This window comes from Cohnella terricola (genome assembly GCF_007786475.1).
In the GTDB taxonomy this organism is placed as follows: domain Bacteria; phylum Bacillota; class Bacilli; order Paenibacillales; family Paenibacillaceae; genus Cohnella; species Cohnella terricola.
The window spans coordinates 291,039-307,618 of record NZ_VNJJ01000002.1; the positions used below are offsets into that span (position 1 = coordinate 291,039).

At 47.6% G+C, this 16,580-nt stretch carries 15 protein-coding genes and 2 pseudogenes; all 17 read right to left on the minus strand.

Annotated features, from left to right (window positions below):
- Positions 1 to 4: 4 nt before the first annotated feature.
- Complete coding sequence (locus tag FPZ45_RS04475; RefSeq protein ID WP_144698841.1) at positions 5 to 634, minus strand: DUF1796 family putative cysteine peptidase; 630 nt, start codon at positions 632 to 634, stop codon at positions 5 to 7.
- A gap of 19 nt (positions 635 to 653) precedes the next feature.
- On the minus strand, positions 654 to 1,040 hold the full coding sequence (locus tag FPZ45_RS04480) for a hypothetical protein (RefSeq protein WP_144698843.1): 387 nt from the start codon (positions 1,038 to 1,040) through the stop codon (positions 654 to 656).
- Positions 1,041 to 1,095: 55 nt separating this feature from the next.
- Entirely contained in the window at positions 1,096 to 1,821 is a 726-nt protein-coding gene (locus tag FPZ45_RS04485) for a response regulator transcription factor (RefSeq protein ID WP_144698845.1), read from the minus strand.
- A 147-nt stretch (positions 1,822 to 1,968) separates the two neighbouring features.
- Positions 1,969 to 2,673, minus strand: a complete 705-nt coding sequence (locus tag FPZ45_RS04490) for a response regulator transcription factor (protein ID WP_144698847.1) — start codon at positions 2,671 to 2,673, stop codon at positions 1,969 to 1,971.
- 7 nt (positions 2,674 to 2,680) lie between these two features.
- The gene (locus tag FPZ45_RS04495) at positions 2,681 to 4,828 is read right to left on the minus strand and encodes a sensor histidine kinase (protein WP_144698848.1); all 2,148 of its coding nucleotides are present in this window, start codon (positions 4,826 to 4,828) and stop codon (positions 2,681 to 2,683) included.
- Between the two features lie 269 nt (positions 4,829 to 5,097).
- Entirely contained in the window at positions 5,098 to 6,081 is a 984-nt protein-coding gene (locus FPZ45_RS04500) for a tRNA dihydrouridine synthase (RefSeq protein WP_144698850.1), read from the minus strand.
- 153 nt (positions 6,082 to 6,234) lie between these two features.
- Complete coding sequence (locus tag FPZ45_RS04505; protein WP_144698852.1) at positions 6,235 to 7,911, minus strand: M56 family metallopeptidase; 1,677 nt, start codon at positions 7,909 to 7,911, stop codon at positions 6,235 to 6,237.
- 9 nt (positions 7,912 to 7,920) lie between these two features.
- Entirely contained in the window at positions 7,921 to 8,274 is a 354-nt protein-coding gene (locus FPZ45_RS04510; RefSeq protein WP_246120318.1) for a BlaI/MecI/CopY family transcriptional regulator, read from the minus strand.
- Between the two features lie 508 nt (positions 8,275 to 8,782).
- Positions 8,783 to 8,986, minus strand: a complete 204-nt coding sequence (locus FPZ45_RS04515) for a hypothetical protein (RefSeq protein WP_144698856.1) — start codon at positions 8,984 to 8,986, stop codon at positions 8,783 to 8,785.
- A complete protein-coding gene (locus FPZ45_RS04520; protein WP_144698858.1) occupies positions 8,964 to 9,668 on the minus strand; it encodes a glycosyltransferase in 705 nt (234 codons plus the stop codon). The genes FPZ45_RS04515 and FPZ45_RS04520 overlap by 23 nt, the downstream gene beginning before the upstream one ends.
- Positions 9,669 to 10,579: 911 nt before the next feature.
- Positions 10,580 to 10,690, minus strand: a pseudogene (locus FPZ45_RS25655) (NAD-dependent protein deacylase); the annotation flags it as partial.
- Between the two features lie 162 nt (positions 10,691 to 10,852).
- A complete protein-coding gene (locus FPZ45_RS04530) occupies positions 10,853 to 11,158 on the minus strand; it encodes a hypothetical protein (protein ID WP_144699283.1) in 306 nt (101 codons plus the stop codon).
- Between the two features lie 45 nt (positions 11,159 to 11,203).
- Positions 11,204 to 11,647, minus strand: a complete 444-nt coding sequence (locus FPZ45_RS04535) for a HEAT repeat domain-containing protein (RefSeq protein ID WP_144698860.1) — start codon at positions 11,645 to 11,647, stop codon at positions 11,204 to 11,206.
- A 469-nt stretch (positions 11,648 to 12,116) separates the two neighbouring features.
- Positions 12,117 to 13,292 carry a sugar ABC transporter permease gene (locus FPZ45_RS04540; RefSeq protein WP_144698862.1) on the minus strand — a complete coding sequence of 392 codons (1,176 nt, stop codon included), beginning with the start codon at positions 13,290 to 13,292 and terminating at the stop codon, positions 12,117 to 12,119.
- A 14-nt stretch (positions 13,293 to 13,306) separates the two neighbouring features.
- Positions 13,307 to 14,827 (minus strand): sugar ABC transporter ATP-binding protein, encoded by a 1,521-nt coding sequence (locus FPZ45_RS04545; protein WP_144698864.1) that lies wholly within the window; start codon positions 14,825 to 14,827, stop codon positions 13,307 to 13,309.
- A 95-nt stretch (positions 14,828 to 14,922) separates the two neighbouring features.
- A complete protein-coding gene (locus FPZ45_RS04550; protein WP_425456957.1) occupies positions 14,923 to 15,990 on the minus strand; it encodes a sugar ABC transporter substrate-binding protein in 1,068 nt (355 codons plus the stop codon).
- Between the two features lie 209 nt (positions 15,991 to 16,199).
- Positions 16,200 to 16,448 (minus strand): annotated as a pseudogene (locus FPZ45_RS04555) (D-xylose ABC transporter substrate-binding protein); the annotation flags it as partial.
- Positions 16,449 to 16,580: the final 132 nt, after the last annotated feature.

The following is a 16,580-nucleotide window of genomic DNA, read 5'->3' on the forward strand; positions in this document are numbered from 1 at the left end:
CTCATCATTTTCGCAATTCGATTCCTTCAAATAATTCTTTCCAAAGGTGATCGCTATCTCCCCATAATTTATCGACGGTGGGGAGATTTACCGAACAAACTCGTTCCATAGGCCAGTCATTTTCCTCAAGACCATCCGAGCCGACAGCGTTGATAAACAGCAAAACATAATCATTTTGCACGAGATCGTCAAGTACTTGCTGCAATTGTTCGACTTCTTCGTATGTCCCGCCGCTACGGACAAAGAGCAACCTTTCGGACGTGTCGACTTTCTCTAAAAATCGGGCTACCCGGCGGTCGTATTTGGCCTTGACGCTTGGATAGGCCTCCAACAGATTCGGGTCGTTCTGCGCGATAAAAAAGTCATGATTGGAGTAAATGTCGTACGTTTTGTCTTGCACAAGATATAATTTTTCGCCCGCGGTTCCAATACACTCCATCTGATGACGATCCATGAAGCCCTCGAACCGATTCCGTAACAATCTATTAACTCCGCTTAAGCTAGGTGAGCCCACCCAGTCCAGAACGCCCGAATAGGGCCTTATTCCGTTTTTCTCTAACTGTATAGAAATAAAGCACAGTTCCCCTAGACTAAAGATATCGTCATATTTTCCTTTAATGTCGGCAATTCTCAATGAGCCAACACTCCTATCGTTATTTAGATAGAACGGTTCCTTTCAAGAGGTACGGACCAATGATTCGCGCCCTCGTCCCCGGCGATTTGACCGTCAAAACATAGTTCTGATAAGACGATCCTTCCACCGTGCTCGCATCGACAATCGTTAAAGTGCTATTGAAGCACGTTTCTTGGGTCCAATCGACGATCTCCCCGGTAGAGTCTCCTCTTCGAATCATGATTTCCAATTCGCCCAGATCGGCGTGGATCGGTCTATCCCATCCGATTTCAATTTCAAACATTATCCGGTATGAAAGATCTAGATGATCTAGCCATAGACCAGTAAGCACAACCTCTTCGTCTCCGATTTCAAAAGGCTCGAAAGTTCCAAGCTGAGCTCCCGAAGAAGATGAGTATATAACCATATTTAACTTATCCCCCCTTAACAGATTCCTATTTTATCAAGGTAGATTAGCCTATTTATGAATCATAAAGAAAACTTTGAGTTCGCGTTTGCAACGCGCTTCTGGCAACCAGCATATATCCGGCCCCCCGAATCGTAATGATTCTCTCAGGATTGGCAGGGTTAGCCTCGATTTTTTTGCGTAAATTACTGATGTGTACAGCGACCGTTCTCGTATCCTCCAAACTCTCGATTCCCCAAGTAGATTGGAACAACGCATCGACACTGACGGCACGATTGACGTTTTGTGCCATATAGGACAGGAGACTGAATTCTTTTTTCGATAAAAAGATGGTTTCACTACCCATGATGACGGACTGCGCATAGAAATCCAGCGTCAAACCCGGTAGCTCCAGCAGTTGTTCTCTTCTACCCGTCGACACTCGGCGAAGATGAGCCTTGATCTTGGCCATGAGTACTCCCGGACTGAACGGCTTGGTTACATAATCGTCGCCGCCATAGGATAACGCACTGATTTTCACCTCGTCTTCCTCACGGCTGCTCAGAAACACAATCGGCGCATTCGTGTAGCTACGTGCGTTCATGCACCAATCAATGCCGTTTTCATTAGCCAACAGTACATCCAGTACAATCAAATCCGGCTCGAACGACGCAAGCAGCTTCATGGCTTCTGTCCCGCTATGACTGTAGGAGGATATGAAGCCTTCACGCTCGCAATACGCCTGCACAATCTCGCATATATGGGGATCATCATCGACGATCATAATTTTGTGCGTGTCCATTGCACCGTCACCTTCCTTCTCTAAGAAATAAAAAACCTATATATTGGGAATTTATTCCCTTTATATAGGTCGTTATCAGACGGTCGACATATATTACTTTCATAATAGCATGGTAGATTAGCCCATTTGTGAAATGTAAAGAAAACTTTAAGTTCGCGCTTGCAACGCATCCTTGGCAACCAGCATATAGCCTGTCCCCCGAATCGTAACAATTCTCTCGGGACTGGCAGGATCAGCCTCGATTTTTTTACGCAAATTACTGATGTGTACAGCGACCGTCCTCGTATCCTCCAAACTCTCCATTCCCCAGATGAGCTGAAACAACGCATCGACACTAACGACACGATTGACGTTTTGTGCCATATAGGACAGTAGACTGAATTCTTTCTTCGATAAAAAGATGGTTTCACTACTCATGATGACGGACTGTGCATTGAAATCCAGCGTCAAACCCTGTAGCTCCAGCAGTTGTTCTCTTCTACCCGTCGACACTCGGCGAAGATGAGCCTTGATCTTGGCCATGAGTACTCCCGGACTGAACGGCTTGGTTACATAGTCGTCGCCGCCATTGGATAACGCACTGATTTTGATCTCGTCTTCCTCACGGCTGCTCAGAAACACAATCGGCGCATTCGTGATGCTACGTGCGTTCTTGCACCAATCAATGCCGTTTTCATTAGCCAGCAATACATCCAGTACAATCAAATCCGGCTCGAACGATGCAAGCAGCTTCATGGCTTCTGCCCCGCTGTGGCAATAGGAGGTTATGAAACCATCGCGCTCGCAATACGCCTGAACAATCTCGCATATTTGGGGATCATCGTCGACGATCATGATTTTGTGAGAGTCCATTACACTGTCACCTTCCCTCTTCACGAATACAAGGAAGCGATACATAGAAGATCGACCCCGTCTTGCCATCGCTCTCCGCTCGAACCGTCCCTCCATGCGCTTGTACGATTTCCCTGCATATCGCCAGCCCGAGCCCGCTTCCCTCTACCCCCATCTCCGCGCCCGGTTGATCATACCTGTAATTGCGATCGAAGATTTGCTCGAGCTGCTCCGGCGGAATCCCCATGCCTGAGTCTTGCACGCTAATGATCGCATAGCGGGTAAGATTCACCTCATCCACTGTTAGCGCAATACGCACCGCCCCACCCCCTGGGGTAAACTTCATTGCGTTCGACACTAGATTAAACAACGCCTGCTCCAGTCTTTGCCCATCCATCACGACAACAGGCGAATCAGATCCTTGATCTTCCTCATCTCCGCAATCCAGCCTGAAATCCAGACCTGCGTCACGCACAACCAGCTCATATTGTTCATAGAACCGGCGCAAGAAGTGAACCACATGAACCGGCTCCATGCGGTACGAGACTTGTCCCGTCTCCAAATGCGACAAGAAGCTCAACTCCTCGATCATGCGGTTAATCCTTATCGTGTTTTCCCGGATATACTTCAGGTACTGATCATTGCGTTCCGGTTTGACCCTGTCCTGCACAGCCTCGACATAACCAAGCATGCTGGACAGCGGCATGCGCAGATCATGCGTGATATAGGCAAGGAGCTTCTTCCTCCCTTGCTCGGATTGAAGCAACTGGTCATACGATAAGCGGAGATCGTCATGAGCTGCGGATAAAGCCTGTGTGCGTTCCTGCACGGTCCGTTCCAGATTCATATTCATTTCGGTCAGCTTGTTGTTAGCGTTCTGCAGCTCACGTGCAATCCTCTCTTCATTCGATGCCGCCCTCGTAAATCTCGAAGAAAGCAGCATCATCTGTGCGATCGTAAACACCAACAGACCCAGCGAAGATGTATTTCCGATTCGCGACCATTCGTTGTAATATAAAAAGTCATTGACAACCGTCACTAAAGCAACCACCGACATCAGCAGGAAGATCAGCGCTCCCTCCATACGCCGCACAGCCGCATGGGCCAACCCAACCATCAGATAAACCATATGCAGAACAACCATAACCCCGATAATCGGCAACATTTTGGTATAGATAATGGCAGGGGTCGCCACAACAACGATACAGAATGCGCCGGTTACGATCCGCGTGCCACGCCGAAACCAACGCGATACATAATTTGGAAAGATGCAATCAAAGTACATCGTGATGATGTACCCGCTGCTGCACAGAATCAGGTACTCGATCTTGAACTGCAATTCCCACGGGAAAGTCGGCCACCATTGTGTGAGCAATAGCTCGCCGACCAGCAACGAGCGGATACCGAGCAACAAGGTTAATAGACCAAAATACAATGGAGCCCTGTCTTTGCGTCGCAAGGCGAATAACAGCAGGTGATACACGCCAATGACCAGCAGGCTTGCGGTGATGAACATTTCAGCGGCGATGTTCAGATGGGTCCTGACCGTTAACGCATCACTGCCGCCCAACTCGATAGGCTTAGTGATGCCGCCTCGTGTATGATGGAAGTTGGCTACTTGCATGACCAGATCCACCCTATCATTCTCGGGCTGGAAGAACACCAGCTTCGTTGCCAGACGCGGGATCGTTCTGCTCTTGTCCCGACCAACCACGCCGACTTCTGCCAGCAACTCGCCATTCACCCATAATTTATAGGCATGAAAAATAGTCGGCAGCCGCAGAGCAAGCCGCTCGTTCCGATCGTGCTCGCTAAGGTTTATCACTATTCGAAAGGTTGCATAACCTGTACCGCTCAGCCGCTGGTCATCTAACCGATAACCTAGCCAGGAGTTAGGGATGCTGATCCAGCGATCATGATTTCCGTCCCTTGACAAGCGATTCTGTATGTCCTCAGGCGACAGCAGCTCTTGCCAGTAGAACGCCCACTCCCCTTGCAGCTTTAGTGGATTCTCACTGACATGAACCTGCGTTAAATCCAGAATGCCTTCTTTACTTTCGATCTTGGGGGAATCCGGTACAGAGATGACGGCATAGCTTGCAACCAAGCCGACAACAACGGCAGCAGCTATATAAAGCAAGATCGTACGTGAACCGAATCGGAGAATACCCCTCATGATGAAATCGACCCCAATCTACAAGATGCGCGATAAGTAAGTTGTTTATCTAAATCATATCATCATTAAAGAAAAATGTGCCCTATAAATATCTGAGAGGCGTTGAACGCAAACATCACGATGAGGTCCTATTTTGAACATAAGAAAAACCGTCCACCCCTGGACGGTTCATTAACGTGCAAAATGCGTCTTTTAACTACTACTTCCTCACGAGCGACACACAGCACTCCACATGGAAAGTATGCGGGAAATATCCACCGGTTGAACCCTTACTGTTCCTCCACTCCGTCATAAGGCTTGTTGTCGAATGCATCGAGCAAGGCACGCGCTTCATCTGTTGACTTTACGTTCATTAAGTTATTTCTTAATTCGCTCGCCCCTCGGAATCCACGGACATATATTTTAAAGAAGCGAGGGATGGGCTTGAACGAACGCGGTTCCGGCGTTGAATAATGATCATGAAGATCCAGATGCAACCGCAGCAGAGCAAGCAATTCCTCACTGCTATGATCCCTTGGCTCCTTCTCGAAGGCAAATGGATTATTAAAAATACCACGCCCGATCATAATTCCATCTACACCATATTGTTGCGCGAGCTTTAAGCCGACTTGACGGTCAGGTATATCTCCGTTAATGGTTAGCAGCGTATCCGGTGCCACCTCATCGCGAAGCTTCTTAATTTCCGGGATTAGCTCCCAATGAGCGTCTGCTTTGCTCATTTCCTCTCTTGTCCGCAGATGAATGGATAGATTAACGATATCTTGTTTCAAGATATGGGCCAGCCAATCGCGCCATTCGTCTACAGCACTGAATCCAAGCCTTGTTTTTACGCTTACGGGCAGTCCTCCCGCTTTGGCTGCTTGAATGATTTCTGCCGCGACTTCGGGACGACAGATCAGGCCGCTTCCTTTCCCATTTTCCGCTACATTAGATACAGGACAGCCCATATTGATATCTATACCCTTAAATCCTTGTTCCGCCATGCCGATACTCATCTGACGGAAGTATTCCGGCTTATCTCCCCATATGTGCGCTACCATCGGTTGCTCATCTTCCGTAAAAGTCAAACGCCCGCGCACGCTCTGGTGCCCATCCGGGTGGCAATAGCTCTCCGTGTTCGTAAACTCTGTAAAGAATACATCGGGTCTTGCCGCTTCGCTCACGACATGGCGAAAAACAACATCCGTCACATCTTCCATGGGAGCCAGTACAAAAAAAGGCCGCGGCAAATCACGCCAAAAGTTAGTCATCATAACAAAAAACCTCACTATGGATATCGGGACTAAATGTCCCTGCTTCATCTACACTTATAGCATGTTTAAGAACCTTTAATCAAATGACGGTAATCAAAGGAGCAATCATTTAGACCGACGCCGATTAGTTCTTCAAAAAACGGCAACCCACCTTTATTTCGTCACGATAAAGTTAGGTAGATTTTTTTCAAGATACTTCATTCTTTCCGAATAATCTTGTTCTGCATGAGTATCCGAAAGTATATCGTTCGACACTAACAAGTCGTAAAATGATTTCAGCATCTGGGCTGATATAGCGGAAGTAATCATCATTCTTTGACCGTCGATCAGAACGGAAGATATTTTTTCAGGCTGTACGAGTTCAATCTGTACGCCGTTCCTGTCGATTATGAAATACATTTCCTTTACGTTTTCAAACACTACATGTTTTACTACTGCCCCGTTAGCCAAGCGACTCTGAACTTCTTTCATGGAATAGCCCGGAATCGGATCATTTATCAGCAGCCATTTTGCAAAATCTTTTGCATCAATTTCATCTGTATCGTATGTTTTCCAAACCGCGCCATTATCCTTGCTTATCTCTATTGTGTTATCCATCCTAACACGAAGATAGATTTCGTTGTCCACATAAACTGCACGATACTTTGAAGCCATAAGGCTGTCTATCAACTTCGGTACATCATATTTCTTGTTGAATGTTAAATCGTGCGGCATTAAATCCGTTATGGTGGCACCTTGAGATAATGCGGGCACTATTTCGGTAGTGATGACACCTTGATATAATGCGGGCTCTACTTCAGCTGAAGGTTCGGCTATAGGATTGTCCACACCCGTAGCAGCTTTCGTTTTGTCCAATGCAGATGTCGCGAAGATGATAACGACACTGGCTACAAGCCCAATAGCGAGCATTATCGTGGTGATCGTGATTTTCTTGGTTTTCATGATGGATATAATCCTTTCTTCGGTTGAGTTTTTGGAAAAGCTACTAATCATCGGCGACAAGCCGATTTTCTTTTCTTCCAACCGGACAAGTGCTCTAGCATAAGTAGCTTTCGTGTTTTCTCCGAATTTCCGTATGACTGTTTCATCACAGAAAAGCTCGATATCACGGTTAGCAAGAATATACATGACCCATACAAAAGGGTTGAACCAATGGACGCATACGCTAGTGGCAAGAATCCATTTTTTGAGTATGTCGAATCGCTTGATGTGCGTAAATTCGTGGGTCAGGACAAGCGCAAGTTGTTTCTCATCGTCATAATCTAAATTTTTCGGCAAGAGTACAACAGGCCGAAAAATACCGTACGTAAGCGGCGTTGAAATCTGCTCTAGTTGCCTGATTTGAACATCCCGCCATAACAAATTTGAATGCTGCCATTTTCTTATAAAATCGTTTCTTATAGGCACAGCCATTTTGTAGATTTGGCGATACCTTAAATGCGGAACGATAAAAAATAAAGCACATAACGTAAAACCAACTAACCACACCCATACGATGGGCGATATTTGTGAAGCCGTCTTCAGCGGCATAATCGGCGCGGTCACATGTTCTGTAAGGGGTGGCATGATTACCGTAGTTCCATTAACAAATGTTGAACTTTCCGGCGTGGGAATCAATTGCGGCACTGTAAATATTCTGCTTAAATATTCCGCTACCGTAAAAATGCTAAATTGCGATTGAACTGAAATAGGTACAAGCAATTGAATTAGTGCAACGCCCCAAAGAAGCATAAAGGTGATTTTGGGCAGCTTGTGAATGAACAAGGAACGTAAGAAGATAACTGCAAGAATAAAGACGGAAGCCGAGATGCTTATTTGTAGTAACGGCATTCCCTCACCTCATTCCAAACTATCGATAAGACGTTTCAAGCGGCTAATTTCTTCTGTCGACAGTCGTTTCTGTCCCAACAATGAAGCAATCAGTCTGTCGGGGGCGCCATCATACATTTTATTAATCAGTTCCGTTGTTTCGTGTTCTTGCGCCTGTTCCCGTGTAACAACCGCATGGCAAACGAAATTAGGCTCATGCCGCTCGATCGCCCCTTTATCAAGGCATCTCTTGATGATGGTATACGTTGTTGTTTTACTCCAACCTACTTTTTCTTTTGTAATTTCCGCAATTCTCTTTGCGGGGGTATCGCCATCTCTCCACAAGATTTCCATAATATTAAGCTCGCTATCGTATAGCTTCATAACCAAATGAATACACCTCGTTCATTATTATTCTACTGCTGTAGAATCACACATCAATATTCTACTTGAGTAGAATCGTTTTGTCGATAGAGCCCTGTAATTTTCTTACACTAATTCTCACTTTCCCATGCAGCCCTTCTTAATTGTCTTTGAATTTTAATATTCAATACGAAAAAGACACCGATTATTCGACGTCAATCCATTGTTTTATATCGTCCACATACGCCAATTCTTCGGTTCCATCGTCCGCCACCCATACGATAAGGGCTTCCACGTGGAAGGCGCTTCGCGCAGTGAGCAAAAAGCTACATGCTTATTGCAAATCTCCAACATAGGCGTGTTCTTTGCGTGAGACGGATTGCACGGCGACAATAAGTCTTCGAAGATGAACTTGTGCCAACGTAATGCTCTTAGCATTTTCAGTGATATCCGACTCGAAGTATGCAGACAGGGGCTGCCGGCATCGCTTGTGCGATTGCCGAAACAGCCCCTGTCGTGTTAACGATCTTTATTGTTCATGACCTCCGACAAGCGGAATGGTTATCGGTTCGTAGACGCTGGTCTGTGTGCCGTTCCCCAGTTGACCATAACCGTTGTATCCCCAGATCAACAGTTTCCCGCCATCGCTCACGGCGCTGCTGCTCATATAGCCTGCAGTGATCGCCGTCACCGAGCTGCCTACATTCAATTCAGCGGGAGCCAAACGCTCCAACAGCACACCTTCGAACCGTCGCCAAGTCCACCGGATCGTTCGGATCCATGGGCGGCGGTTCGAGCCAGAAGACAACGCTGCCTTCCGCGATGTATAGATCGTAGTTCAGCATCAAAGCGCGGTAGCACAGATCATCGTCCTCGTAAGTCTCGATTTCGAAGCGCTCATCGAAGCCGCCGATGCGATCATAGCATTCGCGAGGTATCATCATGAGCAAACTGATGAGCCTTGGCACCCGGGTATAGACATCCGACTTGTTAAGCCTCAGAATTGGCGCCGATTGATAGAGATGCTCCTTGTTCTTGAAGAGCACCGAAATCCGCTGCTCCCCGCTGACGTCATTCATCATCGGTCCTGCGATAGCCGCATTGGGGTGCTTATCCAAACAGCCCGACAAAGCCTCCAGCCAGCCTTCGCTCACCATGATCTGATCCCGAAGGAAGACGATCCGTTCTCCAGAAGACGCCGCTGCGCCCAGATTGTAGGCGGAGGCTACGCTTTTGCCTTCGTTGCGAATGACCCGATGTTCGTATTCAAAAGTCAAAAAATTAATTACATCGTCCAATCCATCATCGGCTACGATCAGCAGTTCGTAGGGGATTGACGTGAATTGTTGGATACGATCCAGACATTGGACGGCCAAACGATAATGCTGCGCGTAGAGGACGATACTAATCTTCATTACGATATAACCTTCCCTCTCATGTAAACACCCGTGTCCCTCGACAATGCGACATAATATGAGTCGTAAATGAAAATTCGACAACGGTTTTCCGACGAAAAAACATACTAAACACCATGGTGATGATTAAGAACCGAATACTCCCCTCAATTCACCACAATTTTTGTCGATTTTTCCCCTCTAACTTTATCATGGAAGATGGGACCACATGTGAATTACAAAGAAAACTTTAAGTTCGCGCTTACATACAAAATCAAAAGGACATGTTTCCTTGACTCAATTCATGTTTGATTTCGAAGCTCAATTTCATTCCCTCCTTGACTAAAATAAAAAACGCCCCAATTAACCCTGCTCGGTGCAGGATCATTGGGGCGTGCTTCGCCACTTTGAGTGAAATATCGTATAAAATTCAATCGGTACCGTCTAATTAAGCCTATTCATACGATTATTCGTACAAAATCTATGATTTCGTCGCCATCAGACGTCCTTATGTACGAAAAAACGTACAAAATGGCTCTAACTACACCCAAGCCAGGGTCATTTGTACGTTTTATCGTAGTCGCTTCAATCTGACGGGATTCGATTGTTATTTCCGCAGCTTTTTCTGAGCTTTACCTCTGCAACACTTCTTACAAGTAACGCGACATTTTCAACGTGTGTCGTATGAGGGAACATAGTCTACTTGGTTCCTATCTACCGAGGCCGACTAAATCCATGATTTATTAGGGTTTTCCCGATTCAAATATGCTTCTGTTTGGTTGCCGTTTGCTCTCTAATGGAAGCTTTCGTCCCCCATCCGTCCCCGATTATATAAATAAGGTGGTTGCACACTAAATCAAATGTAATGTGTCTTTAAGTAGTCCTCTCCGGATGCTTAGCCTGAGAACAGCCCAAGCCCAAAATTAATCAACTAGCTGTGTTGGTTCTTGATTTACGATGACCAATTTTGCTCCTTTACTCTTAGCCTGCAAAGGAAATTGATTAGCGGGACTTACTTGCAAGGATGAATCTAGTACAATAAAAAAACAAAGAGCGTACCAACGAAAAAACTTGTCGGAACGCTCATTATTAATAACTTGCAATTATTAAAATGCTCGAGGCCGAGATTCGGTCCGCCCCTCATCGCCTTCACCTATAAGAAGATCTTTTCTGTATGTTGACAATATACACTCCACACGCGTGCACTAACTATCAGCTTTTTTATCTTTACTTCCAAACTCACTACTCGCCGCTTGTAGCATCTCGTTCCAATTTGCAAATTCCGTCTCTCTTGCAACATGTCGTTCTAACAGCTCGTCAGGAATGTTCCGAATATCTTCTTGTGTTTCGATTTGAAAATTGCCCTTCGCCAGAAACTCCGAGAAACTATTTAATTGGGAATGCTTCTTCATAAATGTCTCGTCAAACAGTTGCTCTAATGGAATATGATCGGGATCTACTTGAGCTGTTTTTTGCCCTTGCAATTCCTTCAACAGTTCATCGAACGGCATTGGCTTATTCTTCTTCAAACCATCACTCCTATTTTTTTCCTAATTTTACCTTGCCGATAATTCAGCCCACTTGTTCTCAAGCCACTGATCAAAATCATCGCCCTTGTTACCCTCATAAGTATCGTAAATATCGAGCCGCATCTTCTTGAGTTTCTCTTTGAAAGCTTCGTACGAATGGCCTGCCGGCAAGCTCTTCTTTATTCTCACCAGAATTTTTGTAACGCCACTAATCGGTTCACCTTGCTTCCTTGGCGGCAGTTGCACATCCTCACCAAGTTGTTGGAGCTTGCGGAAGGCCGCCTCTTGTACGGAATACACGAGGTCGTTATTCAATCGATGCCTAAGAACGTCAATGATTTTTGCGTGTTTCCACTGACCTAACTCTTCCACAGCCGCTAAACGTTCTTTCCAATTTGAAGTCCGATTCGCGGCTATTTTTAGCTGCTCATAATTGGAAGGTAGTTCATTTCCCAATCCAATGTTGCTCAAATCTTCTCATCCTGTCTGTTTCTTAGATTTTCGGCAGTAGCTATCGTGGTAGCGAATGCTCACCCTGACTTTTCGTGCTTTATCTATTGTAAGGCATCTGAGCATTCTTTGCTTCCCCCAAATGATCACTTCATTTTGATATTAACGCTCTGTTGTATCTGTGTGCGTAAGCAACACACAGCATTGCGGACGAGTAGGAACGCATTACAGGCACTTTATGGGGAATAGCCGCCACTCTATTTACAGTTTCAACCTTTCAAAAATTTCTCGCAGGTGATTTAAAGGCAACCTTCGCCGCGACAACAAAAGTAATTCATTCGGCACTAGGACATTTAAGACAACCGATACACAGCACTCCACATGCCCCCTAGGAAGGAACATAATCCAATCACATAAATCACAAGCCGCCCTCTACTCTCCCGCGCGATATCGCGGTACGAGCCGAGGACGGCTTAAAATGAAAATCCAACTAAGCTCTTTTTCTGCGGGTCACGACGTCGAAGATAACGGCCGCCGCTAGCACGCCCCCGCGGATCATGTATTGATAGGAAATGCCGACTCCCAGCAAGTTCATGCCGCTGGTCAGCGAAGCCATGACCAGCGCCCCGATGATCGATCCTGTGACTTTTCCAACGCCTCCGGCTGCGGATACGCCTCCGATATAAGCGGCCGCGATCGCGTCCAGTTCGAACAACGTGCCCGCGGTCGTCGTCGCCGACTCCATCCGGGACGTGAACAGAATGCCGGATAATCCGGCGAGCATACCCATGGAACCGAATACGATGTACGTGATCTTCTTGACGCTGATCCCGCTCAGATGCGCAGCCTCCGGATTGCTTCCCACGGCGTAAATATGGCGTCCGAGCACGGTTTTCGTCGTCAGGTAATGATACACGATAACGACGAACAGCATGATGATGACCGTCCAGGAAAATCCGTTGTAGCCTGCGATAATCCAGGTAATGTACGCGATGATGGCCGAAACGAAGATCAGTTCCAACGCGAAAACGCCTCGGGAGACAACTTCGAATTCATACTTCAGCTTGTTTCTGCGGTTGGAAAAACGGGAGTAAATATAGAGCAAAATCGCAACTACACCGAGAATCAAAGACAGCAAGCTCAAGTCGCCCACTCTGGCGATCTCCGGAATGTATCCGTTGCCGATCGCATTGAAGTTATCGTCATCGATGACGATCGTCCCCGTCTCCTCGGTCACTTGCAGCAGCGCACCTCTGAAGATGAGCATGCCCGCAAGCGACGCGACGAACGAAGGAATGCCGATCGAAGCGATCAACACGCCGTTCAGTAGGCCAACCGCGATGCCAAGCACAAGAATGACCGGAATCGTCAAATAGAATGGAACTCCGGCCTGCGTCAGCAAGATCGCGGCGATCGCGCCCATGAATCCGGCTGCGAATCCGACGGACAGGTCGATATGTCGAATGACGATGACGAGCGTCATGCCGACGGCCAGCACCGCGATATACCCCGTGGCGTCCAGCAGGTTGCTGATGTTGCGGGAGGAAATGAACAGGCCGTCTGTCATGACCGAAAAAATCAGAATGATGACGAACAGGGCGATGTACATGCCGTATTCGCGAATATTTTGTTTGATCAGAGATTTTGCCCCATTGTAAAAATGCATCGTACCGGCTCCTCCTATTGCGTAGCAAGCTGCATAATTTTTTCCTGGTCCGCCTCATCGATCGACAGCTCGCCCTTCACCTTGCCCTCGGCCATGATGTACACGCGGTCGCTCATGCCGAGCACTTCGCCGAGTTCGGACGAAATCATGATGATGCTCAATCCCTCGTCGATCAACTTGTTCATGATTGAGTAAATCTCGAATTTGGCCCCCACATCGATGCCCCGGGTCGGCTCATCCAGAATCAGCAATTTGGGGCCGACGAACAGCCATTTGCCGAGCGACACTTTCTGCTGGTTGCCGCCGCTGAGGTTGCCAACGATCTGCTCCACGGAAGGCGCCTTAATATTCATGGAGTCTTTGTAAACGTTGGCGGATTTGACTTCTTCGTTGTTGTTGATCCAGCCGTTGGAGGAAACCTTTCGCAGATTGGCGGTCGTAATGTTGCGCTTGATGTCTTGGATCAGGAACAACCCGTCGCCCTTGCGGTCTTCGGTGACGTAGGCGATCCCGGCTTTGATCGCGTCGCTTGTATGCTTAAACGATACCGGATCTCCATCCATCCACAAGTCGCCTTGCAGTTTATAAGACTTCGGATTGCCGAAAATGCTAAGCGCCAGCTCCGTCCGTCCCGAACCCATCAAGCCGGCGATGCCGACGATTTCTCCCTTTCTCACGTGCATATTCGCGTCTTTCACGACGTTCCGGCCCGCCTGACTATCGTAGGCAGTCCAGTTCTTAATTTCGAGAATGTTGTCGCCGAATTTTTTATTCAGTCTCTTCGGATAAATGTCTTCGATTTCGCGGCCGACCATGTTCTTGATAATGACGCTTTCGGATATTTCGCCCTTTGATCCGTCGAGCGTGCAGATCGTTCGGCCGTCACGGAGCACGGTTACTTTATCAGCGATAGAAATGACTTCCTTCAGTTTATGGGAGATCATGATGCTCGTAATGCCTTGATCTTTCAGCTCGCGCAACAGCTGCAGCAAGTTTTCGCTGTCGTTTTCGTTCAACGCCGCCGTCGGTTCGTCCAGGATGAGCAGCTTGACGTCTTTGCTCAGCGCCTTGGCGATTTCCACGAGTTGCCGCTTGCCAACGCCCAAGTCTTTGATTAGCGTTTCGGCGCCAACTTTCAGCTTCACTTTTTCCAGCATTTTTCTGGCCTGAACGATCGTCAGGTTCCAGTCGACGAGCGCTCCTCGTCTAACTTCATGACCCACAAAGATGTTCTCGTAAACGGATAAATCAGGGAACAATGCAAGCTCCTGGTAAATGATCGAGATTCCGGCTTCTACGCTGTCGCTGATTTTGCCGAACGCTTGAACGCTGCCTTCGAACACGATATCACCCGTATACGTGCCGTATGGATACACGCCGCTGAGCACTTTCATCAGCGTCGATTTTCCCGCCCCGTTCTCGCCGACGAGGCAATGAATTTCTCCCCTCGCGACTTTAAAGCTGACGTCCGTCAGGGCTTTGACGCCTGTAAATTCTTTGGAGATATGATTCATCTCGAGTATGTTTTCGCTCATCGTTCGCACTCCTTAGCCAAGCAACTCAAACAATGGAGGAATAGCGATAGACGAACCTATCACTATTCCTCTCGAATGCTATGCGTTTTTGAGAATTACAGACCCTTGAAGTCTTTCGCTGCGTAGTAGCCGGAATCGATAATCTCTTTTTTCACGTTCTTTTTGTCGACTACGATGACTTTCGTCTGTTTGGCTTTGACCTTAATCTTGCCGTTGTCGTATTCACCTGTCGTTTGCGGCGTTTTGCCGTCCAGGATGTTGACGGCCATGCCCATGGCGTCTTGGACGAGCGTACGAACGTCTTTGAACACCGTCATAGATTGCTTGCCGTCGATGATGGATTGGATGGATGCTTTCTCGGCGTCTTGACCCGTCACGACATAGCTGGTGATCTCCTTGTCGGAAGCGAATACGTCCGCGATGGCGCGGGCGGTGCCGTCGTTCGGCGCGAGAATCAAAACGTTGCCTTTCGCGTCGGCCGCGGCCGCGGTCAAGTGCGTTTGCGCTTTGTTTTTCGCTTCGTTCGGATCCCAGTTTGTCGTGATCTGGCCGATGATTTTACTCATTTCTTTACGGGATAATTTGGCTTTGTCTTTCAGGGCGACGGCTTCGCTGGAGTTGGCGATTTTGAACGTGCCGTCTTTAATTTTCGGCTGCAGAACGTTCCATGCGCCTTCGAAGAACAGGAATGCATTGTTGTCGGAAGCGGCGCCGGCGTAGAGGTACAACGGCTGGCCTTTGCCTTTCGCATGGTCGACCAGGTACTTCGCTTGAGCCGCGCCTACCGCAATGCTGTCGAACGTAACGTAGTAGTCGACCGCGTCGGTGTTCGTGATCAGGCGGTCATAGGAGATGACCTTGATGCCCGCTTTTCTGGCGGCTTTCACGGCAGAGGCTGCCGCATCGCCGTCTTGCGGGCAGATGATCAACACTTTAATGCCTTTGTTGATCAGCGTTTCCACGTTTTCTTTCTCTTTGGCGGAAGAGCCTTGGCTGAACAAAATTTCCGTCGTGTATTTCGTGCCTTTAAGCGCATCTTTGAACCGTGCCTCGTCCTGCACCCACCTCGGCTCGTCTTTGGTCGGCAGGACGATTCCGATGTTTACTTTGCTCTTGCCGAAGGCTGTGGGGACCGCGGCAAAAAGTGCGATAATCACCAGCATTGCAATCATTTTAAAGCTTTTCATTTTTCAGGCTCCCTTCAGAAATGGAATAGATAGGTAACAAGTCAAATATATCACCGAGAGGCTTGCTTGAAAGCGCTTTACAATAGCACTTTTTTACGACCATCTATACTTTTTTAAGCTGGCGGATCGTACGTTTATAAAATAAGCCCGTCCGGGTAACCCCGGCCGGGCTTCGTTCGCGCTTACTATTCCTTCTTCACGTTCTTATACACATCGGCTCGCGAGTGGAATCCGTCGGCGATGATCGTTTCGTCGATGTTGAATTTGTCCACGGCGATCGGCTCAAGCAGTACGGACGGCAACTCGATTTTACCGTTGTTCAGTTTCCGGTCCGCGTCCACGCTTTCGCCTTGTGCCAGCTTGACCGCAAGCTCCGCGTCTTGTCCGGCCACCGGTATTTTACCCGCGAGTCCTTGCGCGGCAAGCGCCTGTATAACAGTTAAAGGAATTCTAACTCTATCTAAGTGAAGCTCTGCCTTAGAAGACTTCACATAATAAAATATTGTATCAGTAAACGGGCTATATCTGCGGGATTTAAATATTAATACGAAAACAGGGACGGGAAT

Coding starts and splice junctions, on each gene's coding strand:
- FPZ45_RS04545 (WP_144698864.1), bottom strand. CDS start 14,827: ATGAGCGAAAACATACTCGAGATGAATCATATCTCCAAAGAATTTACA.
- FPZ45_RS04540 (WP_144698862.1), bottom strand. CDS start 13,292: ATGCATTTTTACAATGGGGCAAAATCTCTGATCAAACAAAATATTCGC.
- FPZ45_RS04485 (WP_144698845.1), bottom strand. CDS start 1,821: ATGGACACGCACAAAATTATGATCGTCGATGATGATCCCCATATATGC.
- FPZ45_RS04500 (WP_144698850.1), bottom strand. CDS start 6,081: ATGATGACTAACTTTTGGCGTGATTTGCCGCGGCCTTTTTTTGTACTG.
- FPZ45_RS04505 (WP_144698852.1), bottom strand. CDS start 7,911: ATGCCGTTACTACAAATAAGCATCTCGGCTTCCGTCTTTATTCTTGCA.
- FPZ45_RS04520 (WP_144698858.1), bottom strand. CDS start 9,668: ATGAAGATTAGTATCGTCCTCTACGCGCAGCATTATCGTTTGGCCGTC.
- FPZ45_RS04495 (WP_144698848.1), bottom strand. CDS start 4,828: ATGAGGGGTATTCTCCGATTCGGTTCACGTACGATCTTGCTTTATATA.
- FPZ45_RS04480 (WP_144698843.1), bottom strand. CDS start 1,040: ATGGTTATATACTCATCTTCTTCGGGAGCTCAGCTTGGAACTTTCGAG.
- FPZ45_RS04510 (WP_246120318.1), bottom strand. CDS start 8,274: ATGAAGCTATACGATAGCGAGCTTAATATTATGGAAATCTTGTGGAGA.
- FPZ45_RS04530 (WP_144699283.1), bottom strand. CDS start 11,158: ATGCCGTTCGATGAACTGTTGAAGGAATTGCAAGGGCAAAAAACAGCT.
- FPZ45_RS04550 (WP_425456957.1), bottom strand. CDS start 15,990: ATGCTGGTGATTATCGCACTTTTTGCCGCGGTCCCCACAGCCTTCGGC.
- FPZ45_RS04490 (WP_144698847.1), bottom strand. CDS start 2,673: ATGGACTCTCACAAAATCATGATCGTCGACGATGATCCCCAAATATGC.